We start from the raw sequence: 26,481 nt of genomic DNA, 5'->3' as shown, positions 1-26,481 counted from the left end.
GCCCCTTCCCTAGGAGACGACCATGTCCGTCCGCATCGCCCCTTCGATCCTCTCGGCCGATTTCGCGCGGCTCGGCGAGGAAGTCCGCGCCATCGACGCCGCCGGCGCCGACTGGATCCATGTCGACGTGATGGACGGGCATTTCGTGCCGAACATCACCATCGGCCCCGCGGTGGTGAAGGCGCTGCGCCCGCACTCCGCCAAGAATTTCGACGTGCATCTGATGATCACGCCGGTCGACCCGATGCTCGCCGCCTTTGCCGAGGCCGGCGCCGACACGATCTCGGTGCACCCGGAGGCCGGCCCGCACCTCCACCGCACGCTCCAGACGATCAAGGCGCTGGGCAAGCGCGCCGGCGTGGTGCTCAACCCGTCCACGCCGGTCGACGCGGTCGACTATGTGATGGACCTGGTCGATCTGATCCTGGTGATGAGCGTCAACCCCGGCTTCGGCGGGCAGAAGTTCATCATGAGCCAGCTGCCCAAGATCACCGAGCTGCGCCGCCGCATCGAAGCCAGCGGCCGCGCGATCGACCTGGAAGTAGACGGCGGCATCGACCGCGAGACCGCGCCCAAGGCGATCGCCGCCGGTGCCAATGCGCTGGTCGCCGGCACCGCGACGTTCACCGGCGGCCCGAGCCAGTACGCCGCCAATATCGCGGCATTGCGCGGGGCTTGACCGACCCGACACCGGACTCCGCCGCCGACGGAGTTGAGGAAGGCAAGCGGCTGATCCGGGTAGGCGGCGACCGCGGCCTGTCGCTGGTCGACCGCATCGCCGATCGCTTCCAGCGCCTCGCCTGGCGCTCGCCCTTCTACGCGATGCGGCTGAAGGGTCGGCACCCGCTCAAGCTGCTCACCGCCGCCGACGATCCCTTTTTCGGCGATCCGCAGCGCGGCAACGCCCTGCTCGACGGCGAAGTGCGGCTGTGCGGCGAGGTCCGCACGATCGAGACGCTCGACTTCGCCAAGCCCGACTGGTCCCCCGCCTTCACCCAGCATCTCCAGGGCTTTGCCTGGCTGCGCGACCTCTCCAGCGTCGCCACCCGCCAGCAGGGCGCGCCGATCGCCGAAGACATCATGCGCCGCTGGCTGAAGGTCCATGGCGAGCAGGTCGCCGACCCCGCCTGGCGCCCCGATCTGGTCGGCCGGCGTATCCTGGCCTGGGTGGCGCATGCGCCGCTGATCCTGTCCTCCACCGACCAGGTCTATCGCTCGGGCGTGATGCACGCGCTGGCCCGCGGTGCCCGCCATCTCGACCGCAGCGCCGACAAGGTGCCGGCGGGCGTCCCCCGGCTGGCGGCCTGGGCGGGTCTGACCGTTGCGGGGCTGGTCCTGCCCGGCGGCGACCCGCGTCGCGCCTTTGCCGAGGCCGGGCTCAACCGCGCGATCACCGCCTCGGTCTATGAAGATGGCGGCACCGTCGGCCGCTCGCCCGATGGCCAGCTCGATGCGATCCAGCTGATCACGCTGCTCTGCGAAACCTATGCCGCCCGCCGCATCGAGCCGCCCGCCTTCGTGCTCGGCGCGCTCAACCGGATGGTCGCGGCGCTGCTCGGCGTGTGCCACGGCGATGGCGGGCTCTCCAGCTGGCAGGGCTGCGCGCCGATCGGCGGCGAGTGGATCGAGCAGGCGATCGAGGCGACCGGCGTCCGCACCCGCCCGCTCAAGCAGGCACGCGACTGGGGCTATCAGCGCCTGTCCTGCGCCGGCACCGTCCTGATCCTCGACGCCGCGCCCCCGCCCGACGCCCGGGTGGCGCAGACCGGCTGTGCCTCCACCCTCGCCTTCGAACTTTCCGACGGGCAGGACCGGATCGTCGTCAATTGCGGCGGCAGCCGTGCGGCGGACGCGCGCCTGCCCGCCGAGCTGATCCAGGGCCTGCGCACCACCGCCGCGCACTCCACGCTGACGCTCGACGACAGCAACTCGACCGCGATCCACGCCGACGGCACGCTCGGCCGCGGCGTCAGCGAAGTGGAGCTGGTCCGGCAAGAGACCGAGCATGCCAGCCGCATCGAAGCGGCGCAGGATGGCTATGTCCGCCGCTTCGGCCTGCTCCACCGCCGCGAGCTCACCCTGTCGCACGACGGGCGCGACCTGCGCGGCGAGGATCTGCTGCTCCCCGCAGGCAAGCGGCGGATCGACTCCAAGCCGTTTGCGGTACGCTTTCACCTCGCCCCGCAGGTCGAGGCATCGCCCACCGCCGACGGGCACGGCGCGATCCTGCGCACCGCCTCGGGCATGCTCTGGCAGTTTCGCGCCAAGGGCGGCACGCTGGCGATCGAGGAGAGCCTGTGGATCGACGCGCGCGGCCGTCCGCACGCCACCCAGCAGCTGGTGATCCATGGCGAGACGCCCGCCGGCGGCGCCAGCCTGAACTGGGTGTTCCACCGTTCTAAATAGGCGCTCCAAATAGGGCTTGCCCCGGGCCGTCCGATTGAGGAGAGGGGCGGGCCATGGACATCAAGATCACCCGCGCGCTCCTCTCGGTCTCCGACAAGACCGGGATCGTCGAACTCGGCCAGGCTCTGGCTGCCCAGGGGGTCGAGCTCGTCTCGACCGGCGGCACCGCCACCGCCCTCCGCAATGCAGGCCTGGAGGTCCGCGACATCTCGGACCTCACCGGCTTCCCGGAGATGATGGACGGCCGGGTGAAGACGCTGCACCCCAAGGTGCATGGCGGCCTGCTCTCGGTGCGCGACAATCCCGAGCACCAGGCCTCGATGGCCGAGCACGAAATCGCGCCGATCGACCTCGTCGTGGTGAACCTCTATCCCTTCGCCCAGACCGTCGCCAAGGGCGCCGACCGCGACGAGATCATCGAGAATATCGACATCGGCGGCCCGTCGATGGTCCGTTCGGCCGCAAAGAACCATGAGTCGGTGGCGATCGTCACCGATCCGGCCGATTATGCGCTGGTGATGGGTGGCACGACGACGCTGGAGCAGCGCCGCAAGTTCGCCGCCAAGGCCTATGCCGCCACCGCGGCGTACGACGCGATGATCTCCAGCTGGTTCGCCTTTGCCGACCAGGGCGAGGCCTTCCCGGAGACGCTCAATTTCTCGCTGAAGCGCGGCCAGGCGCTGCGCTATGGTGAGAACCCGCACCAGCAGGCGGCCTTTTATGCCGCGACCGGCCCGGCCGCGCGCGGCATCGGCCAGGCCCGCCAGCTGCAGGGCAAGGAGCTGAGCTACAACAATTATAACGACGCCGATGCGGCGCTCGAGCTGGTCAGCGAATTCCGTGATGGCCCGCCGACCGCGGTGATCGTCAAGCACGCCAATCCCTGCGGCGTGGCGAGCGGCGCGACGCTGGCCGAAGCCTATGCCGCCGCCTTTGCCTGCGACACCGTCTCGGCATTCGGCGGCATCATCGCGGTCAACCGCCCGCTCGACCGTGCCACTGCCGAGCAGATCACCGGCATCTTCACCGAAGTGGTGGTGGCGCCCGACGCCGACGAAGAGGCGCTGGCGCTGTTTGCGGCGAAGAAGAATCTCCGCCTGCTGCTCACCGGCGAATTGCCTGATCCGGCGCGTGCGGGCCTGTTCGCCAAGTCGATCGCCGGCGGCTGGCTGGTCCAGGGCCGCGACAACGGCATCGTCACGCGCGACCAGCTCAAGGTCGTCACCAAGCGCCAGCCGACCGAGCAGGAACTGGCCGACTGCCTGTTCGCCTGGACGGTGGCCAAGCACGTCAAGTCGAACGCGATCGTCTATGCCAAGGACGGCAGCACCGCGGGCGTCGGCGCCGGCCAGATGAACCGCCTGGAAAGCGCCCGCATCGCCGCATGGAAGGCCAAGGACGCCGCCGACAAGGCCGGCTGGGCGACCCCGCGCACGATCGGCTCGGCTGTGGCCTCGGACGCCTTCTTCCCCTTCGCCGACGGCCTGCTGGCGGCAGTGGAAGCGGGCGCGACCGCAGTGATCCAGCCCGGCGGCTCGATCCGCGACGACGAAGTCATCGCGGCGGCGGACGAAGCCGGGCTGGCGATGGTGTTCACGGGCATGCGCCACTTCCGGCATTGAGGCACGCGCGCCGCGCTTCCGACGGGGCGCGGCGTTACGACACACCACCCGTCCCCCACGCTAAGGCGGGGGTCCATTGGTGCTGCAGCTGCGGTTCCTTCCCGGGACGTTCGGGTGAATGGATTCCCGTCTTCGCGGGTGTGCCCCCCCTCCACCACCGCCTGCGGCGGCGGTCCCCCTCCCCCGGCTTCGCCGAGGGAGGAAACAATTAGGCGGCCTCGCCTGCCATCGTCTCGGCGCGTGGCGCCTTGCGGAACAGCGCGCGGTCCTCGGGGCCGAAGCCGAAGCGGATGATCACGAACAGGAAGGTGATCAGGATCGCCGGCATGCCTAGGCTCATCTCGGCCCATTCGAAGCGATGCGGCAGCGCGGTGAAGGCGCCGCCCACCAGCCCGGCGATCGCCATCGCGGCGAAGAAGCTGGGGCGGATGCTCACCACCGGGGCGCCGAGCTTGGCCTGGAGCAGCAGCCCCTTCGCGATCGAGCCAATCGTGAGCGAGAGCGCCAGCGCCACCGCCGGGCCCGCCGACTGCACCGGCACCGGCCAGCCCTGCCCGCGCGCCACGAAGATCAGCACGAAGCTCAAGCCAATCTGCAGCATCAGCACGCAGATCGAGATCACCAGATTGGTATGCCGTGCGATATAGACCAGCGCCGTCTCGCACACCGCGCCGGGCGACGCGAGCACCTCGGCGAAGAGCAGGATGCACAGCACCGCCGAGCCGATCACGAACTCGCGGCCGAGCAGGCCCATCACCCCCTCGGCGGGGATCGAGAACATCACGGCAAGCCCCGCCTGCGCGCAGAGGATCCAGAAGCCCACCTGGCGCACCTGATTCGCCACCGCGGGGCGGTCGCCGGCGGCGAGGCTCTGGGTGATCACCGGTCCCAGGATCGGATCGAAGCTCGACTTCAGCCGCTGCGGAACCGAGGCGACCTGCTGCGCCATGTAATAGATGCCGACCACCGAGGGCGCGAACAGCAGGCCGAGGATGAAGCGATCGACATTGCGCGTCGCCCATTCGATCGCATCGGCCCCCGCTAACGGCGCGTTGAGTCGGGCCAGCCCCCAGATCTCCGCCAATTGCGGGCGCCAGCCGACCGGCAGGCCATATTCGCGCACGAATGGCACAATCGAGGCGACCAAGGCCGCGCTCATCGACAGCACATAGGCCATCAGCAGCCCGTCGCGCGACGAGACGAAGGAGAAGACATAGGCCGCGATGCTGATCGTCCAGGGCTCGATGATCGCGCGCGCGGTCACCGCCGCACCGATATTGTGGCGGTAGGCCAGTGCGGAGAGCGACACGTCGGACAGCGCGATCGCGATCACCGCGACGGAAAGGAAGCGCTCCAGCCCCATCACCGGGCTGTTGGGGAACATTGCCTGCGGGAACAGCATCATGATGCCGCTGGCGATCAGCGCCGCGACAAAGGCGACGACCATCGCATCCCACACGACATGGCTGTGCGGCCGCTCCGTGCGCGCCAGCGCCTGGGCCAGCCCCCGCTTGAGGCCGAGCGTCGCGACCAGCGCGACGAACTCGATGACCAGCACCGCGATCGCGTACCGCCCGACGATCTCCGGGCCATAGGAACGCCCGGCGATGAACAGGAACGGCAGCCGGGCGACCAGCCGGATGATGAAGCCCAGCATGTTTGTCCGCCCGCCCTTGGCGAGCGCGTTGATATCCTTGGACGCTTCCGCCTGGCTCAATGCGCGGCGCCCCAGCTGGGCCCGACGCCGATCTCCACGCCCAGCGGCACGGTGAGCTGGATCGCCGGTTCGGCGGCGGTGGCCATCACCCGCTCGATGATCGGCCGCGCCGCCTCGACATCGCCCTCGGGCAATTCGAACACCAGTTCGTCGTGGACCTGGAGGAGCATGCGGACCTTATCCAGCCCCGCCTCGCGCAACGCCGGGACCATGCGGGTCATGGCGCGCTTGATGATATCGGCGCTGGTGCCCTGGATCGGCGCGTTGATCGCGGCGCGCTCGCTGCCGGCGCGCTCGTTGGGGTTAGACGCCTTTAGGCGCGGGAAGTGCGTCTTCCGGCCGAACAAGGTCGTGGTGTAACCGCGCTCCTTCGCCTCGCGCAGCGTGTCGGCGATGTAGCGATTGATGCCCGGGAAGCGCTCGAAATAGCGGTTGATCATCGCCTGCGCCTCGTCCGGCGTCACGTCGAGCCGGCCGGCCAGACCCCAACGCGAGATGCCGTAGAGGATCGCGAAGTTGATCGTCTTGGCGCGGCCGCGAGTATCGCGGTTCACTTCGCCGAACAGCTCCATCGCGGTCAGGCTGTGGATGTCGTCGCCGTTGGCGAACGCGGTGCGCAGCGCGGGCACGTCGGCGATGTGCGCGGCCAGGCGCAGCTCGATCTGCGAATAGTCGGCCGATAGGATGACGTTGCCCGGCTCGGCCACGAAGGCGTCGCGGATCTGGCGGCCGGTCTCGGTGCGGACGGGGATGTTCTGCAGGTTCGGGTCGGTCGAGGACAGCCGCCCGGTCTGCGCGCCGGTGAGGCTGTAGCTGGTGTGGACCCGGCCGGTGTGCGGGTTGATCTGCGCCTGCAGCGCATCGGTATAGGTCGATTTGAGCTTGGAGAGCTGGCGCCAGTCGAGCACCTTGAGCACCATCTCGCGGCCGGGCGAATCCTTGTCGGCGGCAATGCGCTCCAGCTCGTTGACGTCGGTGGAATAGACGCCGGACTTGCCCTTGCGGCCGCCCTTGATCCCCATCTTGTCGAACAGCACGTCGCCCAGCTGCTTGGGGCTGCCGATGGTGAACTTGAACCCGGCGATGGCGTGGATCTGCTCCTCCAGCGCGGCGATCTGTTGCGCGAAGTCGGACGAGAGCTTCGAAAGCACCGCGGCATCGACCTTGATGCCGGTGGCCTCCATCTCGGCCAGCACCGCGACGAGCGGACGATCAACGCTCTCATAGACTCGCGTCACGCTCTCATAAGCGAGCCGCGGCTTGAGGCGGCGCCACAGCCGCAGCGTGACGTCGGCATCCTCGGCGGCGTAGCGCGTCGCCGCCTTGAGATCGACCTGGCCGAAGTTCAGCTGGCTCTTCCCCGTGCCGACCACGTCCTTGTAGGCGATGCAGCTGTGCGCGAGGTGCGTGGCGGCGAGCTCGTCCATGCCGTGGCCGTGCAGGCCGGCATCGAGGTCGAAGCTCATCACGATCGTGTCGTCATAGGGCGCGACGCGGATACCGGCGCGGCCGAGCACGATCATGTCGTATTTGAGGTTGTGGCCGATCTTGAGGACGGCAGGGTCCTCCAGCAGCGGCTTCAGGCGGGCGAGCGCCTCGGCGCGGTCGATCTGATCGGGCTTCTCGGCGAACATGTCCGTCCCGCCATGGCCGAGCGGGATATAGCAGGCGTTGTTGGGCGCCAGCGCCATGCTGACCCCGACCAGATCGGCCTGGGTCGCATCGAGCCCGGTGGTCTCGGTGTCGATCGCCACCCAGCCCTGGTGGCGGGCGGCGGCGACCCAGCGATCGAGCGCATCGAGATCGGTGACGGTTTCATAGCCGTCATGGTTGCAGGGCGGGTCCTCCTCGACGCCCGGCGCTTCGTGCACCTCCACCGGCGCATCGGCGACCGAGGACAGCCGCGACAGCAGCGTCTTGAAGCCGTGATGCTCGAGGAAGGCGCGCAGCGGCGCGTCGGGGATGCCCTGCAGCTCCAGCGCGTCGAGCGGCTCGGGCAGCGGCACGTCGCAGGCGAGCGTAACGAGCTTGTGGCTCAGTCGCGCGAGTTCGGCATGCTCGATCAGATTGTCGCGCAGCTTGCCCTTCTTCATCGATGGGGCAGCGGCGAGCACCGATTCGAGATCGCCATGTTCGAGAATCAGCTTGGCGGCGGTCTTGGGTCCAACGCCGGGCACGCCCGGGACATTGTCGACGCTATCGCCCATCAGCGCCAGCACTTCGCCGAGCTTCTCAGGGCCGACGCCGAACTTCTCGCGCGTGTCGTTCGGGCCCATGCGCCGGTTGTTCATCGTATCCAGCATGTCGACCGAAGGATCGGTCATCAGCTGCATCAGGTCCTTGTCGGAGCTGACGATCGTCACCGCCCAACCCTGTGCCAGCGCCGCCTTGGTGTAGCTGGCGATCAGGTCGTCGGCCTCCCAGCCCAGCTCCTCGATGCAGGGCAGGCTGAAGGCGCGGGTGGCGTCGCGGATCATCGGGAACTGGGGAACCAGATCCTCGGGCGCGGGCGGGCGGTGCGCCTTGTACTGGTCGTAGAGATCGTTGCGGAAGGTGTGCTCGGACTTGTCGAGAATCACCGCCATGTGGGTGGGGCCATCGGCCTTGTGGAGCTCATCCGCGAGCTTCCACAGCATCGAGGTGTAGCCGTACACCGCCCCCACCGGCTCGCCATGCTTGTTGGTCAGCGGCGGCAGCCGATGATAGGCGCGGAAGATGTAGCTGGAGCCGTCGACGAGATAGAGATGGGGCATGGGGCGGGAGATAGCAGCGCGCCGCGCCGCCGTCATCCCGCCGAGGTCCCTGTTTTAACCTCTAGTTTTCAGGCGCCCAGCTGATGCTCGGCGACGATCGCGCGCACCACGCCCTGCATCAGCAGCTGGCGCTCGTTGATAGGCCGCGGCGTGTCGCCGATCATCACCGCCAGCGCATAGGAACGGCCATCGGGCGCGGTGAGCAGCGCGACGTCATTATAGCCTGCCGTGCGGCCGAACAGGTCCTGGCCGGTGCCGGTCTTGTGCGCGAGCTGCCAGCCCGGCGGCAGCGCGCCGCGCAGCCGGTACTTGCCGGTGTGCGAGGCCTGCATCGTCGCGATCAGCCACTGGGTCGAGACCGGCGAGAGCAGCTCGCCGCGCTTCAGCCGGGCGAGCGCACCGGCGATGGCGAGCGGCGCCGCGCCGTCGGGCGGATCGGCGACATAGCGCTGGTAGGCAGCGACGCGGGTCTCGCGGGGCAGCTGCGCGCGGGCGACGGCGAAGCTATTGCCCATCGAATATTCGGGCTTCCACACGCTCAGCCCGGAGGTGCCGAGCTGGAGCAATTTCTCGCCCGGGCCGAAGCGGATCGAGCCCAATGCATTCCGCGCGATGAACGAGCGCACCGCCGGCGGCCCGCCCACCAGGCGCAGCAGCTTGTCGTTGCAGGTATTGTCGCTCATCGTCAGCGCGCGGCGCAGGATCTCGCCGACCGTGCTCTGATAGCCCTGGTCGCCCTTGACCAGCGAGGCGACGGGCTGGTGGAACAGGGTGAAGTCGGCGCGGGTGATGACAAGCGGGTCGTTCAGGTGGATGCGGCCCTGGTCGACCTGGTCGAGCACGGTCATCGCCACCCACAGCTTGGAGACGCTCTGCTGCGGCAGCTTGCGCGCGCCGCCCTGCGAAGCGGTCCAGTTGCGGTCGACGCTGGTCACCGCGATGCCGACGACGCCGTTGAAATTCTGCGCGAGATCCGAAAGCCGGTTCACCAGGCCCGCGGGCGGCGGCACTTCCGGGCGAGGCGCGGCCTGGGCGCGCGGGATCGGCATCAGCACGCCGTAATTGGGCGCGGGCAGATAGGCGGCGAGCTCGGGATGTTCGTGGACGGCGCAGCCCAGCAGCACCGCGGGCCCAAGTCCTGCCACGGTCAGCGCACGCTCGACTTTCGAAAACCGGATTTTACGCACCGCAACCAACCTCTTGCCCACTTCCATCATGCGTCTGCCCCTAGAGGCGGCAAAGCAAGGGATTCCCGCAATGCGACGAAGCGAGTCGCTGGAGCGACGAGATGCAAGTGTGTCCGCAACCCGATCAAGGCACCAGCACCGTGTCCACCGCCTCGGCTGCCGTCTCCGGATAGTCGAGCGTATAGTGCAGCCCGCGGCTCTCCTTGCGATGCAGCGCCGAGCGAACGATCAGGTCGGCACTTTCCAGCAGGTTGCGCAGCTCGATCAGGTCGGGGGTGACGCGGAAATGGCCGTAATAGTCGGCGACTTCCTCGCGCAGCAGCTTGATGCGATGCGCCGCGCGCTCCAGCCGCTTGGTGGTGCGGACGATGCCGACATAGTTCCACATGAAGCGCCGGATCTCGGTCCAGTTCTGCTTGATCACGACTTCCTCGTCGGAATCGGTCACCCGGCTCTCGTCCCACGGCCGGATCGCCGGCGGCGGGGCGAGCTCGCCCCAATGCGCGCTGATGTGATTCGCCACCGCCTCGCCGAACACGAAGCATTCGAGCAGCGAGTTGGACGCGAGGCGATTGGCGCCGTGCAGCCCCGACTGACTGACCTCGCCCGCGGCATAGAGCCCCGGCAGATCGGTGCGCCCATCGCGATCGATCATCACCCCGCCGCAGGTGTAATGCTGGGCGGGGACCACCGGGATGGGCTCCTTCGTCATGTCGATGTCGAGGTCGAGCAGCCGGTGGTAGATGGTCGGGAAATGGTGCTGGACGAACTCGGGGCCCATGTGGCTGATGTCGAGGTGGACATAGTCGAGGCCGAGCCGCTTGATCTCATGGTCGATCGCCCGCGCCACGATGTCGCGCGGCGCCAGCTCCAGCCGGGAATCGAAATCGGGCATGAAGCGGTGGCCCGCCTCGTCGCCGGCTTCGGGAGGCAGCAGCAGATGCCCGCCTTCGCCGCGTACGGCTTCCGTGATCAGGAAGTTCTTGACGTCGAGATTGTAGAGGCAGGTCGGGTGGAACTGCATCATCTCCATGTTCGAGATGCGGCAGCCCGCGCGCCAGGCCATCGCGATGCCATCCCCGGTCGCACCGCGCGGGGCGGTGGAAAACAGGTAAGTGCGCCCCGCCCCGCCCGTCGCCAGCACCGTCGCGCGGGCGGTGAAAAGCTCGACCAGGTTGGTCGCCCGGTTGAAGGCATAGACGCCCCAGACATTGCCCGCGCCCGAATAGCGCAGCTCATGCCGGCTGGTGGCAAGGTCGATCACCACCATGTCGGGCACCAGCGTGATGTTCGGATGCGCCTGCGCCGCGCGGAGGAGCGCGGTCTGCACCGCCAGGCCGGTCGCGTCGTCGACATGCGCGATGCGCCGGTGGCTATGGCCGCCCTCGCGGGTGAGGTGCAGCGCATTGCCCTCGGTATTGAACGGCACCCCGAGCTGGACCAGCCGCTCGATCGCGGCGGGCGCATTCTCGACCACCATCTCGACGGTCGCGCGGTCGTTGAGGCCGGCGCCGGCGACCATCGTGTCCTCGATATGGCTTTCGAAGGTGTCGCCCTCTTCCAGCACCGCGGCGATCCCGCCCTGCGCCCAAGCCGTGGAGCCCTCGGCAAAGCCGCCCTTGGCCAGCACCGTCACCTTGAACCGGTCCGCCAGATGCAGCGCGGTGGTGAGCCCCGCCGCGCCGGAACCGAGAACCAGGACATCGCTTTGGTGATTGGTGTCGGACAAAGAGGCACTCCTTTGCGGCGCTTAAAGCGCGCATGGGCCGGGTTCCGCAATCCCTACCCTCGGGCATAAGGGGTTAGCGAAGAGGAGAGATGCATGCGGTTGGGCTGGTGGATCGGAGTGGCGGCGCTGTTCGGCAGCGGCTCGGCGCAGGCGGCGACGTGCCGGCTTGGGGCCGCTGGAACGACGGTGCCGGTGGCGATCGAGGGCACCGGGCGCTCGATGCTGGTGCATGTGCCCGCCGGCCGGAGCGCCGCGCGGCTGCCGCTGGTGTTCGTGTTCCACGGCAGCACCGGCAAGGGCCGCGACATTCTCGCCCAGTCGAAGCTGGAGGCGACCGCGGACCGCCACGGCTTCCTCCTCGCCGCACCCGATGGCGGCATCCCGGCCGAGAAGGGCTTCGTGTGGAACATCCCCGGCGTGCCGACGGTGACCGGCAAGATCCCCGGCCCGGACGATGCCAACGACGTCGCCTTCGTGCAGACCGCGATCGACCAGTTGGCGGCCAAGGGCTGCGTGGATCGAACGCGCATCTACGCCACCGGCTATTCGGGCGGCGGCCGGATGACCTCGTGGCTCGGCTGCGTCGCGGCGAACCGCTTCGCCGCGATCGCGCCGGTGGTGGGCCTGCGTGCCGGCAATCCGCGCAAGGACCTGCCCCGCGTCCCCGATCCGGCAACCTGCACGCCCGCGCGGCCGATGCCGGTACTGGCGTTCGCCGGCGATGCCGACACCACCAACCCGATTCAGGGCGGCGGCGCCGGCTATTGGCAGTACACGATGCACACGGCGCTGGTCCGCTGGGCGGACTTGAACGGGTGCCGCATGGGGCCGGTGGAGCGCGCGGTGTCGGCGGAGGTGAAGGAAGAGCAGTTCACCCGCTGCTCTAGCGGCGCGGATGTGGCCGGGCGGGTCAAGCATGGTGCGAGCCATATCTGGGTAGCGGATAACGAGGCGATGTGGGCGTTCTTCGCGAAGCACCGGCGGTGAGCGCTCGATGACGAAATGGCTGCTTCTTTGCGGGGTCGCGTTTCTTCTTGGCGGCTGCGGCACGGAGTCGATGTGTTCGTCGAAAACGTTGCAGGTCGCGCGTGACCCGGGGAGCGATCGCTTCGCTGCTACGATTGTCAAAGACTGTGGGGCGACGACGGACTATGTGACGGCAATCCTGGTCGGTCACAGGACGGAATCGCCAAAGGCCGCCACCGAGGTTTTTGTTGCCGACAGCGACCATGGTGCCGCTGACGATGCCGGTGGTGGAGCGATCTGGACGAACGTCGTCTGGATTGCTTCTGGCAAACTAGCCATCACCCGTGCATCGAAAGCGCGTGTTTTCAAGCAGCTGCCCTCTGCGAAGGGAGCAAACATCACGTACAGGACAAGCGATCCGCTTGCATCGCCGCTGGTGGATTGAACGCCCGCTGCGCCACCTCGGCGAGAATCGTGGAAGGCCACAGCTTTCGTCCTGGCGACGGCGGAGCTTGCGAGAGCTGCTTGCGCCTGACACGCTGTTTTGCGTGAATCGATCGAGACCAATCTCGGTATAGCGGGAATCGTTGCGCTCGTGATCCTGACCCTACCCTATTGGGGTGTGGGCCCCGCCGTGTTCCTCGATTCCAAGCGCTCAGTCATTTCCCGTGCATCGTCACCCGACTGGAAGCGCGTTGCGCAGGTGGAACGCGTGGTCGTTGGCGGCGAGCCTTCGATCGTCATCCTCGTCCGGCGATCCTGGGAGCCAGACTGGTATCTGACGGGCTGTGTCGCGGCGTCGCATTATCAAGACGAGCAAGCCCGGATTGAATGGGACTCGAACACCCGTCTGATCATCTTCCACGGAGGCCCGCAAAGCTACTGGGACAAGTCTTCTGCCCCGTTCCATAACAATTCATGCAGCGACGTTACGGCCATCTTCCAGAAGAAGGGCTCATAGGAACCGCTCAGGCCGATCGCCCCCCTACGCCGCCCGCGTCAAATTCAGGAACACATCCTCCAGGTCCGCCTCGCGGGTCGACACATCGACGATCCGCAGCCCCGCCGCCTGCACCGCGCCCAGCACTTCGCCGGCGTTCGCCTGATCCTTGCGATAGGTGATCACCAGCACCCGCTCGCCCTTCAGCTCCACCTTCTGGAAGCAGGCATTGTCCGGCGCGGCGGCGATGTCGCGGTCCACCGTCACCTCGACCACCTTTTCCTGCGCCATGCCGACCAGTTCGCGCGTCGGCTTGTTGGCGATCAACTGGCCGTGGTTGATGATCGCGATGCGGTCGCACAGTTCCTCGGCCTCTTCGAGATAGTGCGTCGTCAGCACCACCGTCACGCCGCGCTGGTTGAGCTGCTTCACATAGGCCCAGAGCTGCTGGCGCAACTCCACGTCGACCCCCGCGGTCGGCTCGTCGAGCACGATGATCGGCGGCGCATGCACCATCGCCTTGGCGACCATCAGCCGCCGCTTCATGCCGCCCGAAAGCGTACGCGAATAGGCATTGGCCTTGTCTTCCAGATGCACCGCGCGGAGCAGCGCCATCGCGTCGAACTTGCCCTTGGCCACGCCGTACAGCCCCGCCTGGATCTCCAGCGTCTCCTTGGGCGTGAAGAACGGGTCGAACAGGATTTCCTGGTTGACGATGCCGATGCTCGCCTTGGCGTTGCGCGGATGCGCGTCGATATCGAAGCCCCAGATCGAGACCTTGCCGTCGGTCTTGTTGACCAGCCCGGCTAGGATGTTGATCAGCGTCGACTTGCCCGCGCCGTTCGGCCCGAGCAGCCCGAAGATCTGCCCGCGCGGCACATTGAAGCTCACCCCGTCCAGCGCGCGCTTGCCGCCCTGATAGGTCTTGCAGAGAGTGTCGATCGCGATCGCAGCCTGGGTCATGGCCGGCAGCTTTAAGACCCTGCGCATCCGATTGCGAGCCCCCGCGCGCTTTGCTAAGGCGCGGAACATGATCGCCCCGCCCGAAGTCATCCGCACCGCCCATGCACGTGTCGCCTGTGACGGCACTGGCCCCGGCCTGCCCGCAGCGCTCGGCCACCCGCGCGTCTATCTGCAGATCGATGAGACCGGCTATGTCGATTGCGGCTATTGCGACCGCCGCTTCGTGCTGATCGGCGGCCCCGCCGACGGCGCCGACCAGAGCCAGCTGCCCGACCATCCGGCAGGCGCCAGCATTTGAGATGGCGGAGCAGCCCAGTCGGAAATTCGGTTGGGCCGATCTCCTGCTCACTTCTGGCCTGGCAGCAACGGTGGGCGCGCTCGGGAGCCTGACCACCGAACTGCTACGCGAGAACCAGGCTGCGGGCACCAAGCGCTGCGAGATCGCGGCCGCTCTCTTGCAGGATGAGACCCCTTCCCCCTATATGGATAGGGAGATGCAGAAGCGGATCACGGCCGCTGCGGCCGCACGGTTCGAGCGCTGCATGAAGGAGTGAAGGCGATGATCGGTTTCAGCCTGGCGCTGCTCTCCGTCGGTATCGGCCTGACGCTTGCCGGTGTCATTCTGAAGGTCCGCGAACAAGCCGAACACCGCTGATCGTCGCGTCGATGCGTGACTCTTTGGTTGCGCATCCTATATCGTTGGCATGAGCATCCCCAACGATCCCCGCGCCTTCCTCTATCGCGACGGGCTCGATCCCGACGCTGCCGTTCGCCTGACCGCCGATGCGCTGGGCCAGGCCGAGGATGGCGAGCTCTATCTGCAATATCGCAAGTCCGAGGCGTTCGGCTTCGACGACGGCCGGCTGAAGACCGCCGCCTATGACACGCAGTCGGGCTTCGGCCTGCGCGCGGTCTCGGGCGAGACGACGGCCTTCGCCCATGCCAACGAGATCAGCGCCGCCGCGATCCGCCGCGCCGCCGAGACGATGGCGCTGATCGATCCCGCCAGGCAGGGCAAGGCCCCCCCGCCCCAGGGCAACAACCGCCACCTCTATACCGATGCCGATCCGCTCGATCTGGTGCCCTTCGCCGACAAGGTGAATCTGTGCCAGACGATCGACGCCGCCGCCCGCGCGCGCGATCCGCGCGTGAAGCAGGTCTCGGTCAGTCTCACCGGCCAGTGGAGCGTGGTCGAGGTGGTGCGCGCGGACGGCTTCGTCGCCATCGATGTGCGGCCGCTGGTGCGGCTCAACGTCTCGGTGGTGGTCGAGCAGAATGGCCGGCGCGAGACCGGCAGTTTTGGTACCGGCGGGCGGGTGGTCTATGACCGGCTGTTCCAGCCCGAAACCTGGAACCGCGCGATCGACGAGGCGCTGGCGCAGGCGCTGGTCAATCTCGATGCGGTCGCGGCCCCGGCCGGCGACATGACCGTGCTGTGCGGCCCCGGCTGGCCCGGCGTGCTGCTCCATGAGGCGGTGGGCCATGGCCTCGAAGGCGACTTCAACCGCAAGGGCACCAGCGCCTTTTCCGGCCGCATCGGGGAGCGCGTCGCGGCGCCGGGCGTGACGGTGGTCGACGACGGCTCGATCCACGATCGCCGCGGCTCGCTTTCGATCGACGACGAGGGCACGCCGACGCGCGAGACGGTGCTGATCGAGGACGGCATCCTCAAGGGCTATATGCAGGACCGGCTCAACGCCCGGCTGATGGGCGTCGAGCCCACCGGCAACGGGCGTCGTGAGTCGTTCCAGCACGCGCCGATGCCGCGGATGACCAACACCTTCATGAAAGGCGGCAAGGACGATCCCGCCGAGCTGCTCTCCCGCGTGAAGAAGGGCATCTACGCCAAGAGCTTCGGCGGCGGACAGGTCGATATCGTCTCGGGCAAGTTCGTTTTCTCGTGCACCGAGGCGTACCTCATCGAGAGCGGCAAGCTGGGCGCCCCGATTAAGGGCGCGACACTGATCGGCGACGGGCCGACCGTGCTCCACCGCGTGACCGGCATCGGCAACGACTTCGCGCTCGACGAAGGCGTGGGCATGTGCGGCAAGGGCGGCCAGTCGGTGCCGGCGGGCGTCGGCCAGCCAACGCTGCTGGTGGAAGGCCTGACGGTGGGCGGAACGGCGGCGTGATCAGCCGCTGCCGGTAAGCACGTCGATCGCGCCGAGGATGCGGAAACGCTCCTCGGCGAGCGATCCGACCCGCTCGCGCATTTCGGCGGTACGGATCGCGGCGGCGAATTCCGTCATCAGAACCCACGTCTTGCCGTTGATGTCGAATTGCGGGTGCAGGCGCGGCGTTGTCGGTGCGCTTTCGCCAGGCATTGCGAGCGGGATGACGAAGCGTGTGCCGATCGTGGCCAAGTTGTCGGCCTGGCAGTCGATCACCAGGCCCCCACCCGCCAGTCGATGCACGTCGAACTGGGCCATCAGAACAGGCGATAACGCTCGAGCGGCAATCCGTTCTCTTCGACCCAACGGTTATGGGCTTCGGCCCATTCGCGATTCTCTTCCTGCCAACGCCGGTCGCGCTCTGCCTTGGCGGCGGCGCGGATTGCGCCTTCGCAGACCTGGGAGAGATTCAGGCCCATTTCGCGCCCTGCAGCCACCACGCCTGTGTCGAGCGACAGGTTCACTGCCTTGCGCTTGCCGGACGCGATCGGATCGTGCTTCATGCGGATAAGCTATGCGCATGCCCCATGCGCGTCAACGCCGGGAGACGCCGCCATGGCCCTTGTCGAACTCGGCCGGTTCAACCGGCAGGAAGCCTTCATCGTCCAGGGTCGGCTGGAGGATGAGGAGATCCCCAGCTTCGTGTTCGATGCGGGCGCCAGCATCGCCGACGGCAGCTATCTGCTGATTCCGGTGCGGGTGATGGTGGACGACGAGGATCTCGCCGCCGCCCGCGCCATCGTCGACGCGGCGGGAGGTCCTACGCCGTAATCCCCTGAAGCAGCTTGGGCACGTCGCCGCTCTCGCCGCGCGCTTCGCCCATGAACCAGTTCTTCAGCGGCGGCAGCTTGTCCACCGCCGACAGGCCGAAGCGCCGTACCGCATTGGGCAGCGCGCCGGGGATGCCGAACAGCCGGGTGAGCCCGTCGGTCGCCAGCGAGACCATGAAGGTGTCGAGCCCGCGCCAGCGCTGATAGCGGGCGAGCAGCTCGGGATCGCCCATGTCGAGCCCCAGCCGCTTGCCGTCGACCAGCACCTCGACCAGCGTCGCCACGTCGCGGAAGCCGACATTGACGCCCTGGCCCGCGATCGGATGGATGCCGTGCGCCGCATCGCCGACCAGCGCCAGCCGCTCGGCGGTGATCCAGGCGGCATGGTGGAAGCCCAGCGGATAGGAGGAGCGCGACGACAGCGGCCCCAGCTTGCCCAGGAATCCGCCCATCTTCTTTTCCGCCTCGGCCAGATAGGCGCGGTGGGAGATCTTGTGCATCGCCGCCGCATCGCGGGCGTGGACCGTCCATACCACCGCCGAGCGATGGCCGTTTTCGTCGTCGAGCAGCGGCAGGATCGCGAACGGGCCCTGCGGGTAGAAGATCTCGTAGGCGATGTTCTCGTGGGACCGCTCATGGTTGAGCGTCGCGATCATCGCGGCATGGTCATAGGTCCAGCGCGCGACCTTGAAGCCGGCCGAATCGCGGGTGGGCGAGTTGCGCCCTTCCGCCGCGATCAGCAGCTGCGCGCGCACCGTCGCACCCGAATCGAGCGTCGCGACCACGCCGTGGGGGCCGCGCTCCACCGAGACGGCGCGAGTCTGCATCCGGACGTCCGCCAGGGGCGCCGTCTGGGCCGCCTCGAACAATGCGGTGCGCAGCACGCGATTCTCGAACATATGGCCGAGCGCGCCGTCATCGGCGTCCGGCGCGAAGTCGAGCTTGCCCGGTTCCAGCCCGTCGGAGACGCGGATGCCCTCGATCGGGCACCCCTTCCCCGCCAGCCGCCCGGCGACGCCGATCGCCTCGAACATTCGCATCGGCGCGCTTGCGATCGCCGAGGCGCGGCCATCGAAGGTCGCGGCGAGGATGGTTTCCGGGTTCGCCGGATCGATCACGATCGAGCTGATGCCATGCGCATCGAGCGCAACCGCCAGCGCGCTGCCGACCAGCCCGCCGCCGAGGATGAGAATGTCCGCCTGGTCCATGGCCCTGCCCTAGCAGGTTCGCACGCGCCTGCCAGCCGTCAACAGGTGCAGGGGCGGGAAACCCCTGCACCTGTGCGCCATCAATGCTGGTGGAGCCGCTCGATCATTCCGTCCATCCGCTTGGCGAGGAAGCCGGGCGAATAGCTGTCGCGATAGTTGCGCGGATCGGCCTTGGTCGAGGCCATCGGCTCGAACGGCACGAAGCTCGTGGTCAGCGCCACCGCGCCGCCCATCGTGCCCGCGCCCTGAATCGCCAGCGTCAGCTCGGTGACGTGGAGGATGAAATCGGGCGGGATCGGGCACGGCTCGCCCATCCGCAGCGCGCGGGCGGTCTCGGCGACGCCGAGCATTTTGTCCTGCGCGCCGACCTCGCGGCGCTTGGCGCCGGCGACCAGCTTCTTGAAGAAAGAGGTCTTGCCCGCGGCGTTGGCGCGCATCGTCGCGAACGACTTCCAGTGCCGCACGAAGGGCAGCACCCGCCCGCCAACACCGAAGCCGCGGCCGAACAGCGGCTGGAGCCGCAGGCTGCGCGCCTTGCGGGCGTTGAGGCTGAGCTGCGAGAAGCGCTCGAGGAACACCGGCGACTGGTAATGCCGATAGGTATCGGTGCTCAGCTCGCCCTCGTCGCCGATCACCCGCATGCGGTGGTCTGCCGGGGCCGCGATGCTGCAGGTGACGCGCGCAGTGACGCCGCTGACGAAATCGAGCGTCGCGACCGAGAAATCGGGCGTGTCCACCGGGTGCATCGGCTGGTCGGTCTTGTGCGGCACCACCACCTTGGAGAAGGCGGTGACCGAGCGCACCGGGCCGAACATCGCCAGCATCCACACCAGGTGATAGCCGACATGCTCGAAGGTGCAGCCCATCTCGTACTCATGGATGTACGGCCAGGGCGCGCCGGTGCGGCTGCGCCAGGTCTCGGGCTTCATCAGGTAGATGGGGTTGTCGTCGAACTCGGCATAGATCAGCAGCGGCTTGCCGATCGCGCCGTCGCGCACCGCCTTCCACATCGTCTGGACGCTGTCGCTGAGGAAGTTGCACGGCGCGCTCGACAGGACGAGCCCGCGTTCCTCGGCGATGCGGAGCAGCGTGCGCGCCTCTTCCAGATCGGTGGTGAGCGGCTTTTCCGAATAGACGTGCTTGCCGGCTTCGAGCAGCGCGCGGGTCAGCTCGAAATGCGCCTCGATGCTGGTGAGGTTGAGCACCAGCGTGACTTCGGGATCGTCGAGGATCGCCTGGAGATCGGGATAGACCGAGAAGCCGTAATAGTCGGAGACCTTGGCCGAGCGCGCCAGATCGATGTCGTACACGCCGCGCACGTCGATCTCCGGGTGCGCCCAGGCGGTGGTCATGTAATGGTCGAAGACATAGCCGCAGCCGATGATCGCAACGCCCGTCTTGCCGGTGCTTTCGCCCTGCATCTTCATTTGCCCTGTCCCCCGATCCGTTCGCGCACTGTGTCCATGGTTTCCATCACCGCGATGCTGTCCGCCAACGTCATCTCCGGACTCTCCTGGAGCCCCGCGGCGAGGCAGCGGCCGACTTCCTCGACCTGATAATGATAGCCGTTGCCGGCGAACAGCTGCCGATCGACCTTGCCGCCGCGCGTCAGCAGGCCGTGGAGCTGCGACAATTTCTGCGGCAGCCCCTGTTCGCGGAGCAGCGCCTTGCGGCCGAGCCCGCTGCCGCTCCCCTTCCGCCGCGGGGTCATCCGCTGGAGCCGTACGCCATAGGGGCGGAAGATGGGGCCTTCGAACGCGACGCTGCCATGCGTGCCGCCGATGCGCAGGCCATTGTCGCCGAGCGCGCGCAGGCTGGTGTTGACCGTCGCCACCACCCCGCCGGCGAAGCGCAGGCTGATCGCCGCGTCCTCCTCGACGCCGGTATCGCCGATCCGGCCGAACGCCTCCACGCCATCAGGCGCGCCGAATAGCCAGTGTAGCAGCGAAATCGGGTAGACGCCGAGCTGGGCTAGCGCCCCGCCCCCGCGCTGCGGATCGAAGCTGGTGTTGGCCGCGTCGGGTTCGTTGGTGAAACAGAATTCGCCATGCGCCTGGCGTACCTCGCCGATCGCGCCGTCGCGGACCAGGTCGCGCAGGCGGCGCGCGGCGGGATTGAAGCGGGTCCACATCGCTTCCATGCAGAACACGCCTTGCGCGCGGGCGGCGTCTGCGATTCGCCGTGCCTCCGCCACCGAGGATGCGAAGGGCTTCTCGATCAGCACCGCCTTGCCCGCCTCGATACAGGCGATCGCATGGCGGGCATGTTCGGACGGCGGCGTGGCGATATAGGCGACGTCGAAGGGCGAAGCCGCGGTGATGCTGTCATAGCCCTCGGCCACCTCGGGAATGCCGAAGACGGCAGCAAAGCGCCTGCCCGACTCCGCGCTGCGCGATACCACCAACTGCGGCTTGGCGCCCTTGGCGTGGCGAAGGCCCGAGACGAACTTCGCCGAAATCCCGCCGGTGCCGAATATCGCCCAACGTGTGTCCACTATGAATCCCCCAACGTCGTTGCGGCGTACTGCCTGAAGCCAGCAATCCCAGCTCCGTTTCTGATACTGCTCGCGGTTTCCACCAAAAGCAGCGACCGCAAATACGTTCCACAGGCGCACCGATTCCGAGGCGCGGTTCGTTAACGGCATAGCAGGGAAGAACTTGCTGCGCTGCAAAATGTTCGACGAACCGAGTCCCGGATGCGATGGTAAGCCTGCCGTATACCTCCGCGCCTTGACGGCGGAGTCCGCAGGCGCGATGATTCCGGGACGTTTTCCTTACAGATCCGGAGGCTGGGCGATGGCGTCCCGCGCAGAGGCGCCGCATTGGCGCGACACGATGAAGGCGGGCGTCCGTCGCGGCGGATTCGTCCTGGCGGGCACCGCGCTGTTCGTGGTGACCGTCGCGCTCGTGCTGGCGCTGCTGAGCTACCATGCCTCCGATCCCGCGCTGAACACCGCCGCAGGCGGCCCGGTGCGCAACTGGCTCGGTCCCGTCGGCGCCTGGATTGCGGACATCCTCTACACGCTGGCCGGCCTGCCGGTGCTGCTGCTCGCCCCTGTCGGGCTGCTTTCCGCCCATCGGATGATGATCGACCGCCCGATCGAGCATCCGCGCCGGATGATCGGCAGCGCGCTCGCCGCCGCCGCGCTCGCCGCGATCGGGCTCGGGCTGCTTCATTTCGACTGGTCGTTGCCGCTCGACTGGCGGCTGCCCGCCGGCATGGGTGGGATGATCGGGCTGTCGATCGCCGGCGGTATCGACTGGCTGATCGGGCTTGCCGGCGATCCGGCGGTATCTTTCTGGGTGGGCCGTGGCATCGGCCTGCTGCTCCTTCTTGGCGGGCTGTGGTTGTGGTGGATGCGGCTGGAGTTCACCTCGCCCCTGCGCCTGTTCCGCATGCCGCGCTTCACCCGCTCGACGGGCGAAGAGCGAATCGTCACCGCACCCGAGGGCACGGGCTTCCGCGCCCGGCCGCAGACGGTGGCGGCGTTCGACGAGGATCCCGACGGGGATGACGACGACCTCCCCTTCGATCGCGATCCGCCCCGCGCCGCCGAACCGCGCCGCGTGGTAGTGCCGGACAACCGCCCCGGCCCGGTGATCGCCGATCGCACCGTCTCCACCGCGCCTGCCCGCACCAAGCCGCCGGTGCAGGCCGCGCTCGACTTCAAGGACAGCTACCAGCTGCCGCCGCTCGACCTGCTCACCCCGCCCCCGGCCAATCGCACCGCGACGGTCGACAAGGCGGCGCTGGAGCGCAACGCCCGGCTGCTCGAAAGCGTGCTCGAGGACTTCCATGTGAAGGGCGAGATCGTCGAGGTCCGCCCCGGACCCGTAGTCACCATGTACGAGCTGGAGCCGGCGAGCGGCATCAAAGCCAGCCGCGTGATCCAGCTGGCCGACGACATCGCCCGCAACATGAGCGCGATCTCGGCCCGCGTCGCCACCATCCCCGGCCGCACCGTGATGGGCATCGAGCTGCCCAATGCGACGCGCGAAGGCGTGAGCCTGCACGAGCTGATCGGCAGCCAGCAGTTCGAGGAACAGGGCGCCACCCTGCCGGTGGTGCTCGGCAAGAACATCGCCGGCGAGCCGGTGATCGCCGACCTGGCACCGATGCCGCACCTGCTCGTCGCCGGTACCACCGGCTCGGGCAAGTCGGTGGGGCTCAACTGCATGATCCTGTCGCTGCTCTACCGGCTCACGCCCGAGCAGTGCCGGCTGATCATGATCGATCCGAAGATGCTGGAACTCAGCATGTACAAGGACATCCCCCACCTGCTCGCCGACGTGGTGACCGATCCGCCCAAGGCGGTGCGCGCGCTGAAATGGGCGGTGGAGCAGATGGAGGATCGCTACCGGATGATGGCCTCGGTCAACGTCCGCAGCCTGGCGAGCTACAACGACAAGGTGCGCACGGCCAAGGCCAAGGGCCAGACGCTCGGCCGCAAGGTGCAGGTCGGCTATGATCCCGAAACCGGCAAGCCGATCTACGAGGAAGAGACGCTCGACCTGCAGGTGCTGCCGCTGATCGTCGTCATCGTCGACGAGCTCGCCGACCTGATGATGACCGCAGGCAAGGAAGTCGAATTCCTCATCCAGCGGCTCGCGCAGAAGGCGCGCGCGGCCGGCATCCACCTGATCATGGCGACGCAGCGCCCCTCGGTCGACGTCATCACCGGCGTGATCAAGGCCAACCTGCCGACCCGGATCAGCTTCCACGTCACCTCGAAGATCGATTCGCGCACCATCCTCGGCGAACAGGGCGCCGAGCAGCTGCTGGGCAAGGGCGACATGCTCTACATGTCCGGCGGCAAGGGCATCACCCGCGTGCACGGGCCCTTCGTCAGCGACGACGAGGTGCAGGCGGTCACCGATTTCTGGCGCGCGCAGGGCGCACCGGATTACATCTCGGCGGTCACCGAGGAGCCCGAGGATGGCGGCTTCACCCTGGAAGGCGCGCCTGACGGCGAGGACAGCCCAGAGGAGCAGACCTATCGCCGCGCGGTGCAGCTGGTGGCGGAGAGCCAAAAGGCCTCGACCTCGTGGCTGCAGCGCCAGCTGCGCGTCGGCTACAACTCGGCGGCGCGGCTGATCGAGCGGATGGAGCGCGAGAATCTCGTCTCCAAGCCCGACCATGTCGGCCGCCGCGAGGTGCTGATGGATACCGACGGGCGGCCGCTCTAAGGGGATCCGTAACGGGATCGAATCGGGTGGGGTACGGGTTCAGAGCCCGTTCAAGCCCCGCCCGCTACCCGGGCGATCAGCAATTCGGAGACGTTCCTCGTGTTTTCCCGTTCCTTGGCCCTGTCGCTCCTCGCCGCGCCGTTGCTCGTAGCAGCCGCGCCGGCACCCGAGCTCGACCAGGTCCAGCAGCATCTGAAGGCGGTCACCAGCATGACCGCGGACTTCACCCAGGAAGACCGCAACGGCCGCGTCGTCGCCGGCACGATGACGCTGAAGCGCCCCGGCAAGATCCGCTTCCAGTACGAGAAGGGCGTGCCCCAGCTGATCGTCGCCGACGGCAGCAGCCTCTATTTCATCGACTATCAGGTGCGGCAGGTTCAGCGCTGGCCGATCGGCAATTCGCCGCTGCGCGTACTGCTCGATCCGAATCGCGACATCAGCGGCTATGCGAGCGTAAAGCCCACCGCCGATCCGCGCGTGGTCTCGGTCGAGGTGCACGACAACAAGCACCCGGAATATGGCCGGATCACGCTGGTCTTCCAGAAGGACGCCGCCGCGCCCGCCGGCCTCAAGCTTCAGGGCTGGGTCGCGCTCGATGCGCAGAACAACCGCACCACGATCCGGCTGAGCAACCAGCGCTTCAATGCCGCGGTCGCCGATTCGAGCTTCCGCTGGACCGATCCGCGGCCGCAGGGCCGCACGCACTAATTTTGCTTTCTGTGCAATCGTTCATCCAAGCGACAGGTTCGCCGGTCTAAGAGCGTAGTGCGGATGGGGTTTTTGCCCGGGATTTTTCCCCCTGTTGCCCGGGCCTGGTACCCCTTCCCGCCTGCGTGACGAACGCTAGGTCGGCCCTCGCTCCATTGCCCCCGGAGCGGGGGCCTTTCCTTTTCCGGCTGGTCTGGCGCTGGCGCGAAGAATCGCTACATCGGCGCGCGTGAAGATCGCCTCCTGGAACATCAACTCCGTCCGCTTCCGCATCGCCATCGTCGAGCAGTTTCTGCGCGAGGAAGCCCCCGACATATTGTGTCTCCAGGAGACCAAGGTGATCGACGGCGACTTTCCCGAGTCGCCGTTTCACGATCTCGGCTATACCCATGTCATCAAGCACGGTCAGCGGATGCATCACGGCGTCGCGATCGTCTCGCGCGTGCCGCTGGTCGAGGACGATCGGCTCGACTGGCAGGCCAATCAGGAAGCGCGCCATGTCGGCGTGCGGTTGCCCAACGGCGTGCGGCTCGAGAATGTTTATGTTCCGGCGGGCGGCGACGTGCCCGACCGGGAGGTGAACCCCAAGTTCGGCCAGAAGCTCGATTTCGTCCAGCGGATGACCGAATGGTCCGAGTCGCTGAACGTGCCAACGATTCTCACCGGCGACTTCAACATCGCCCCGCTCGAGTCGGACGTGTGGAGCCACAAGCAGCTGCTCGACGTGGTCAGCCATACGCCGATCGAGGTGGAGGCGCTGGGCCGGCTGCAGGCGGCGCATGGCTGGGTCGATCTCGGCCGCAAGTTCATCCCCGCGCCGCAACGCTGCTTCACCTGGTGGAGCTACCGCGCCAAGGACTGGGCCGCCTCCGATCGCGGGCGGCGGCTCGACCATATGTGGGCCAGCCCCGAGGTTGCGGAAAAGGCGGTGGCGCACAAGGTATGCGAGCCGTGCCGCTCCTGGCTCAAGCCCTCGGACCATGTGCCGATCGTGACGGAGTTCGACTTTTGACGAGTGCCCGCGCCGCCGCCGAAGCCGTGGACGCGCTGCGTCGCGGCTGGCCGATCGCCATCCGGGGGACGGAAGGCACGCTCAGGCTGCTGGCGGTCGAGACCGGCGATGTCGCGCGGCTGGCGGCGTTCGATTCCGCGGGCACCGCGCCGGTGCTGCTCTCGGCCGGCCGCGCGGCGACGCTCAAGCTCGCCAACCAGCGCGACGCGGCGACTCCGGATGCGCCGGTGCTGGTCGAACGGGTCGACTGGCTCGATTTCGACGCGGCGACGGCACTGGCCGATCCGCAGTTCGATCTCGCGACGCCGCTCAAGGGCCCGTTCCGTGCGGTTCCCGTAGTGCAGCCCGATGCTGCGACGGCAGCGCTGCGGCTGGCGCGGATTGCCGGGCTGCTCCCCGCCTTCTTCGTGCTGGAGGGGGATGCCGAGCACGCCATCACCCTCGCCGATATCGACGCACACGAGGATGCCGATCGCCTGCGCATCGTCGGCCGCGCGCGGCTGCCGGTAGAAGCCGCAGAAGACGCCGAGATCGTCGCCTTCCGCACCGACGAGATGCCCGGCGAGCATATCGCGCTGCTGATCGGCCAGCCCAACGGCGAAGCGCCGTTGGTGCGGCTCCACAGCGAATGCCTGACCGGCGACATGCTCGGCAGCCTGAAATGCGATTGCGGGCCCCAGCTCAAGGCGGCGATCGCGGAAATTTCCAAGAGCGGCTGGGGCATCCTGCTCTATCTGCGCCAGGAGGGCCGCGGCATCGGCCTGATCAACAAGCTGCGCGCCTATGCGCTGCAGGACCAGGGCTTCGATACGGTCGATGCCAACACCCGGCTCGGCTTCGCGATCGACGCGCGCAACTTCCGGGTGGCGGCGCGTATGCTGAACCTGCTCGGCCAGCCGCGCATCCGGCTGCTCACCAACAATCCGCAAAAGGTAGAGACGCTGCGCGCCGCGGGCGTCGACGTGCTGGAGCGTGTGCCGCACGTGCTGCCGGCCAACCCGCACAATGCGCGGTATCTGGCCACCAAGCGCGACCGCACCGGGCACGAGTTTTAAGCTTGGGACGAAACAGTTCCCTTGTTTCGCCTGCAGATCACTGAAACGGTAGGACTGTATACTTGCCTCTGTGAGGTTGCCGAAAAAA

The 26,481-nt window shown here is 67.7% G+C and carries 24 protein-coding genes; 14 read left to right on the top strand and 10 right to left on the bottom strand.

The features are described from left to right. Nucleotides 1–22: 22 nt before the first annotated feature. Genes rpe through purH form a run of 3 tightly spaced genes read left to right on the top strand, consistent with a single transcriptional unit; the run spans nucleotide 23 to nucleotide 4,028 of the window. The gene (rpe, locus tag ABIC35_RS14415; RefSeq protein ID WP_121072889.1) at nucleotides 23–679 is read left to right on the top strand and encodes a ribulose-phosphate 3-epimerase; all 657 of its coding nucleotides are present in this window, start codon (nucleotides 23–25) and stop codon (nucleotides 677–679) included. Continuing rightward, on the top strand, nucleotides 676–2,406 hold the full coding sequence (locus ABIC35_RS14410; protein WP_121072887.1) for a heparinase II/III family protein: 1,731 nt from the start codon (nucleotides 676–678) through the stop codon (nucleotides 2,404–2,406). The genes rpe and ABIC35_RS14410 overlap by 4 nt, the downstream gene beginning before the upstream one ends. A gap of 53 nt (nucleotides 2,407–2,459) precedes the next feature. Beyond that, nucleotides 2,460–4,028: a bifunctional phosphoribosylaminoimidazolecarboxamide formyltransferase/IMP cyclohydrolase gene (purH, locus tag ABIC35_RS14405; RefSeq protein ID WP_121072885.1), complete on the top strand. Its 1,569-nt coding sequence runs from the start codon at nucleotides 2,460–2,462 to the stop codon at nucleotides 4,026–4,028. A gap of 208 nt (nucleotides 4,029–4,236) precedes the next feature. Here purH and ABIC35_RS14400 read toward each other — a convergent pair whose 3' ends face one another. The 4 genes from ABIC35_RS14400 to nadB form a co-directional block, all read right to left on the bottom strand. Next, nucleotides 4,237–5,745 carry a lipopolysaccharide biosynthesis protein gene (locus ABIC35_RS14400; protein ID WP_121072883.1) on the bottom strand — a complete coding sequence of 503 codons (1,509 nt, stop codon included), beginning with the start codon at nucleotides 5,743–5,745 and terminating at the stop codon, nucleotides 4,237–4,239. Then, on the bottom strand, nucleotides 5,742–8,498 hold the full coding sequence (gene polA, locus ABIC35_RS14395; RefSeq protein WP_121072881.1) for a DNA polymerase I: 2,757 nt from the start codon (nucleotides 8,496–8,498) through the stop codon (nucleotides 5,742–5,744). Before polA ends, ABIC35_RS14400 begins: the two co-directional genes overlap by 4 nt. A gap of 68 nt (nucleotides 8,499–8,566) precedes the next feature. Then, nucleotides 8,567–9,676 carry a serine hydrolase gene (locus ABIC35_RS14390; protein WP_354278499.1) on the bottom strand — a complete coding sequence of 370 codons (1,110 nt, stop codon included), beginning with the start codon at nucleotides 9,674–9,676 and terminating at the stop codon, nucleotides 8,567–8,569. Nucleotides 9,677–9,809: 133 nt separating this feature from the next. Further along, the gene (nadB, locus tag ABIC35_RS14385; RefSeq protein WP_121072879.1) at nucleotides 9,810–11,414 is read right to left on the bottom strand and encodes an L-aspartate oxidase; all 1,605 of its coding nucleotides are present in this window, start codon (nucleotides 11,412–11,414) and stop codon (nucleotides 9,810–9,812) included. Between the two features lie 93 nt (nucleotides 11,415–11,507). On the opposite strand from nadB, the gene ABIC35_RS14380 reads away from it, so the two are divergent. From ABIC35_RS14380 to ABIC35_RS14370, 3 genes are all read left to right on the top strand, one after another. Then, nucleotides 11,508–12,401 (top strand): alpha/beta hydrolase family esterase, encoded by an 894-nt coding sequence (locus ABIC35_RS14380; protein WP_121072877.1) that lies wholly within the window; start codon nucleotides 11,508–11,510, stop codon nucleotides 12,399–12,401. A 7-nt stretch (nucleotides 12,402–12,408) separates the two neighbouring features. Beyond that, a complete protein-coding gene (locus tag ABIC35_RS14375; protein ID WP_121072875.1) occupies nucleotides 12,409–12,825 on the top strand; it encodes a hypothetical protein in 417 nt (138 codons plus the stop codon). A 99-nt stretch (nucleotides 12,826–12,924) separates the two neighbouring features. Next, nucleotides 12,925–13,341 carry a hypothetical protein gene (locus ABIC35_RS14370; protein ID WP_121072873.1) on the top strand — a complete coding sequence of 139 codons (417 nt, stop codon included), beginning with the start codon at nucleotides 12,925–12,927 and terminating at the stop codon, nucleotides 13,339–13,341. Nucleotides 13,342–13,365: 24 nt separating this feature from the next. Here the strand turns inward: ABIC35_RS14370 and ABIC35_RS14365 are convergent, their stop codons facing one another. Next, on the bottom strand, nucleotides 13,366–14,283 hold the full coding sequence (locus tag ABIC35_RS14365) for an ABC transporter ATP-binding protein (RefSeq protein ID WP_121072871.1): 918 nt from the start codon (nucleotides 14,281–14,283) through the stop codon (nucleotides 13,366–13,368). A 67-nt stretch (nucleotides 14,284–14,350) separates the two neighbouring features. On the opposite strand from ABIC35_RS14365, the gene ABIC35_RS14360 reads away from it, so the two are divergent. The 3 genes from ABIC35_RS14360 to tldD all read left to right on the top strand — a co-directional run bounded on the left by ABIC35_RS14360 (nucleotide 14,351) and on the right by tldD (nucleotide 16,415). Beyond that, complete coding sequence (locus tag ABIC35_RS14360) at nucleotides 14,351–14,581, top strand: zinc-finger domain-containing protein (RefSeq protein WP_084582405.1); 231 nt, start codon at nucleotides 14,351–14,353, stop codon at nucleotides 14,579–14,581. 1 nt (nucleotide 14,582) lies between these two features. After that, nucleotides 14,583–14,837, top strand: coding sequence for a hypothetical protein (locus ABIC35_RS14355; protein ID WP_121072869.1), 255 nt, complete (start codon nucleotides 14,583–14,585; stop codon nucleotides 14,835–14,837). A gap of 150 nt (nucleotides 14,838–14,987) precedes the next feature. Then, entirely contained in the window at nucleotides 14,988–16,415 is a 1,428-nt protein-coding gene (tldD, locus tag ABIC35_RS14350; RefSeq protein ID WP_121072867.1) for a metalloprotease TldD, read from the top strand. Here tldD and ABIC35_RS14345 read toward each other — a convergent pair whose 3' ends face one another. Together ABIC35_RS14345 and ABIC35_RS14340 are read right to left on the bottom strand one after the other, a co-directional pair. After that, the gene (locus tag ABIC35_RS14345; RefSeq protein ID WP_121072865.1) at nucleotides 16,416–16,712 is read right to left on the bottom strand and encodes a CcdB family protein; all 297 of its coding nucleotides are present in this window, start codon (nucleotides 16,710–16,712) and stop codon (nucleotides 16,416–16,418) included. After that, the gene (locus tag ABIC35_RS14340; RefSeq protein ID WP_121072863.1) at nucleotides 16,712–16,957 is read right to left on the bottom strand and encodes a type II toxin-antitoxin system CcdA family antitoxin; all 246 of its coding nucleotides are present in this window, start codon (nucleotides 16,955–16,957) and stop codon (nucleotides 16,712–16,714) included. Before ABIC35_RS14340 ends, ABIC35_RS14345 begins: the two co-directional genes overlap by 1 nt. 52 nt (nucleotides 16,958–17,009) lie before the next feature. On the opposite strand from ABIC35_RS14340, the gene ABIC35_RS14335 reads away from it, so the two are divergent. Then, a complete protein-coding gene (locus ABIC35_RS14335; protein ID WP_121072861.1) occupies nucleotides 17,010–17,225 on the top strand; it encodes a putative signal transducing protein in 216 nt (71 codons plus the stop codon). On the opposite strand, the gene ABIC35_RS14330 is transcribed toward ABIC35_RS14335, so the two are convergent. The 3 genes from ABIC35_RS14330 to ABIC35_RS14320 form a co-directional block, all read right to left on the bottom strand. Beyond that, nucleotides 17,215–18,432 carry a UbiH/UbiF/VisC/COQ6 family ubiquinone biosynthesis hydroxylase gene (locus tag ABIC35_RS14330; RefSeq protein ID WP_121072860.1) on the bottom strand — a complete coding sequence of 406 codons (1,218 nt, stop codon included), beginning with the start codon at nucleotides 18,430–18,432 and terminating at the stop codon, nucleotides 17,215–17,217. The two genes, ABIC35_RS14335 and ABIC35_RS14330, sit on opposite strands and share 11 nt — an antisense overlap. An 80-nt stretch (nucleotides 18,433–18,512) precedes the next feature. Next, nucleotides 18,513–19,859 (bottom strand): Gfo/Idh/MocA family protein, encoded by a 1,347-nt coding sequence (locus ABIC35_RS14325; RefSeq protein ID WP_220667321.1) that lies wholly within the window; start codon nucleotides 19,857–19,859, stop codon nucleotides 18,513–18,515. Beyond that, nucleotides 19,856–20,926, bottom strand: a complete 1,071-nt coding sequence (locus ABIC35_RS14320; RefSeq protein WP_183049275.1) for a Gfo/Idh/MocA family protein — start codon at nucleotides 20,924–20,926, stop codon at nucleotides 19,856–19,858. The genes ABIC35_RS14325 and ABIC35_RS14320 overlap by 4 nt, the downstream gene beginning before the upstream one ends. Before the next feature lie 301 nt (nucleotides 20,927–21,227). Here ABIC35_RS14320 and ABIC35_RS14315 point away from each other — a divergent pair, with 301 nt between their 5' ends. The 4 genes from ABIC35_RS14315 to ribA all read left to right on the top strand — a co-directional run bounded on the left by ABIC35_RS14315 (nucleotide 21,228) and on the right by ribA (nucleotide 26,393). Next, nucleotides 21,228–23,618, top strand: a complete 2,391-nt coding sequence (locus ABIC35_RS14315) for a DNA translocase FtsK (RefSeq protein ID WP_121072856.1) — start codon at nucleotides 21,228–21,230, stop codon at nucleotides 23,616–23,618. A 99-nt stretch (nucleotides 23,619–23,717) separates the two neighbouring features. Beyond that, a complete protein-coding gene (locus ABIC35_RS14310) occupies nucleotides 23,718–24,326 on the top strand; it encodes a LolA family protein (protein ID WP_121072854.1) in 609 nt (202 codons plus the stop codon). Between the two features lie 229 nt (nucleotides 24,327–24,555). After that, entirely contained in the window at nucleotides 24,556–25,338 is a 783-nt protein-coding gene (locus ABIC35_RS14305) for an exodeoxyribonuclease III (protein ID WP_121072852.1), read from the top strand. After that, entirely contained in the window at nucleotides 25,335–26,393 is a 1,059-nt protein-coding gene (gene ribA / locus ABIC35_RS14300) for a GTP cyclohydrolase II (RefSeq protein WP_121072850.1), read from the top strand. The genes ABIC35_RS14305 and ribA overlap by 4 nt, the downstream gene beginning before the upstream one ends. Nucleotides 26,394–26,481: the final 88 nt, after the last annotated feature.

This window comes from Sphingomonas trueperi (assembly GCF_040545965.1).
GTDB lineage: Bacteria > Pseudomonadota > Alphaproteobacteria > Sphingomonadales > Sphingomonadaceae > Sphingomonas > Sphingomonas trueperi_C.
This window is presented reverse-complemented; position numbering and strand designations above follow the sequence as displayed.

Excerpts from the sequence above, each read along its gene's own strand:
- ABIC35_RS14355 (WP_121072869.1), top strand. The coding sequence starts at position 14,583 with ATGGCGGAGCAGCCCAGTCGGAAATTCGGTTGGGCCGATCTCCTGCTC.
- polA (WP_121072881.1), bottom strand. The coding sequence starts at position 8,498 with ATGCCCCATCTCTATCTCGTCGACGGCTCCAGCTACATCTTCCGCGCC.
- ABIC35_RS14365 (WP_121072871.1), bottom strand. The coding sequence starts at position 14,283 with ATGACCCAGGCTGCGATCGCGATCGACACTCTCTGCAAGACCTATCAG.
- ABIC35_RS14315 (WP_121072856.1), top strand. The coding sequence starts at position 21,228 with ATGGCGTCCCGCGCAGAGGCGCCGCATTGGCGCGACACGATGAAGGCG.
- ABIC35_RS14380 (WP_121072877.1), top strand. The coding sequence starts at position 11,508 with ATGCGGTTGGGCTGGTGGATCGGAGTGGCGGCGCTGTTCGGCAGCGGC.
- ABIC35_RS14340 (WP_121072863.1), bottom strand. The coding sequence starts at position 16,957 with ATGAAGCACGATCCGATCGCGTCCGGCAAGCGCAAGGCAGTGAACCTG.
- ABIC35_RS14360 (WP_084582405.1), top strand. The coding sequence starts at position 14,351 with ATGATCGCCCCGCCCGAAGTCATCCGCACCGCCCATGCACGTGTCGCC.
- ABIC35_RS14325 (WP_220667321.1), bottom strand. The coding sequence starts at position 19,859 with ATGAAGATGCAGGGCGAAAGCACCGGCAAGACGGGCGTTGCGATCATC.
- ABIC35_RS14335 (WP_121072861.1), top strand. The coding sequence starts at position 17,010 with ATGGCCCTTGTCGAACTCGGCCGGTTCAACCGGCAGGAAGCCTTCATC.
- ABIC35_RS14330 (WP_121072860.1), bottom strand. The coding sequence starts at position 18,432 with ATGGACCAGGCGGACATTCTCATCCTCGGCGGCGGGCTGGTCGGCAGC.
- ABIC35_RS14375 (WP_121072875.1), top strand. The coding sequence starts at position 12,409 with ATGACGAAATGGCTGCTTCTTTGCGGGGTCGCGTTTCTTCTTGGCGGC.
- rpe (WP_121072889.1), top strand. The coding sequence starts at position 23 with ATGTCCGTCCGCATCGCCCCTTCGATCCTCTCGGCCGATTTCGCGCGG.
- purH (WP_121072885.1), top strand. The coding sequence starts at position 2,460 with ATGGACATCAAGATCACCCGCGCGCTCCTCTCGGTCTCCGACAAGACC.
- tldD (WP_121072867.1), top strand. The coding sequence starts at position 14,988 with ATGAGCATCCCCAACGATCCCCGCGCCTTCCTCTATCGCGACGGGCTC.
- ABIC35_RS14345 (WP_121072865.1), bottom strand. The coding sequence starts at position 16,712 with ATGGCCCAGTTCGACGTGCATCGACTGGCGGGTGGGGGCCTGGTGATC.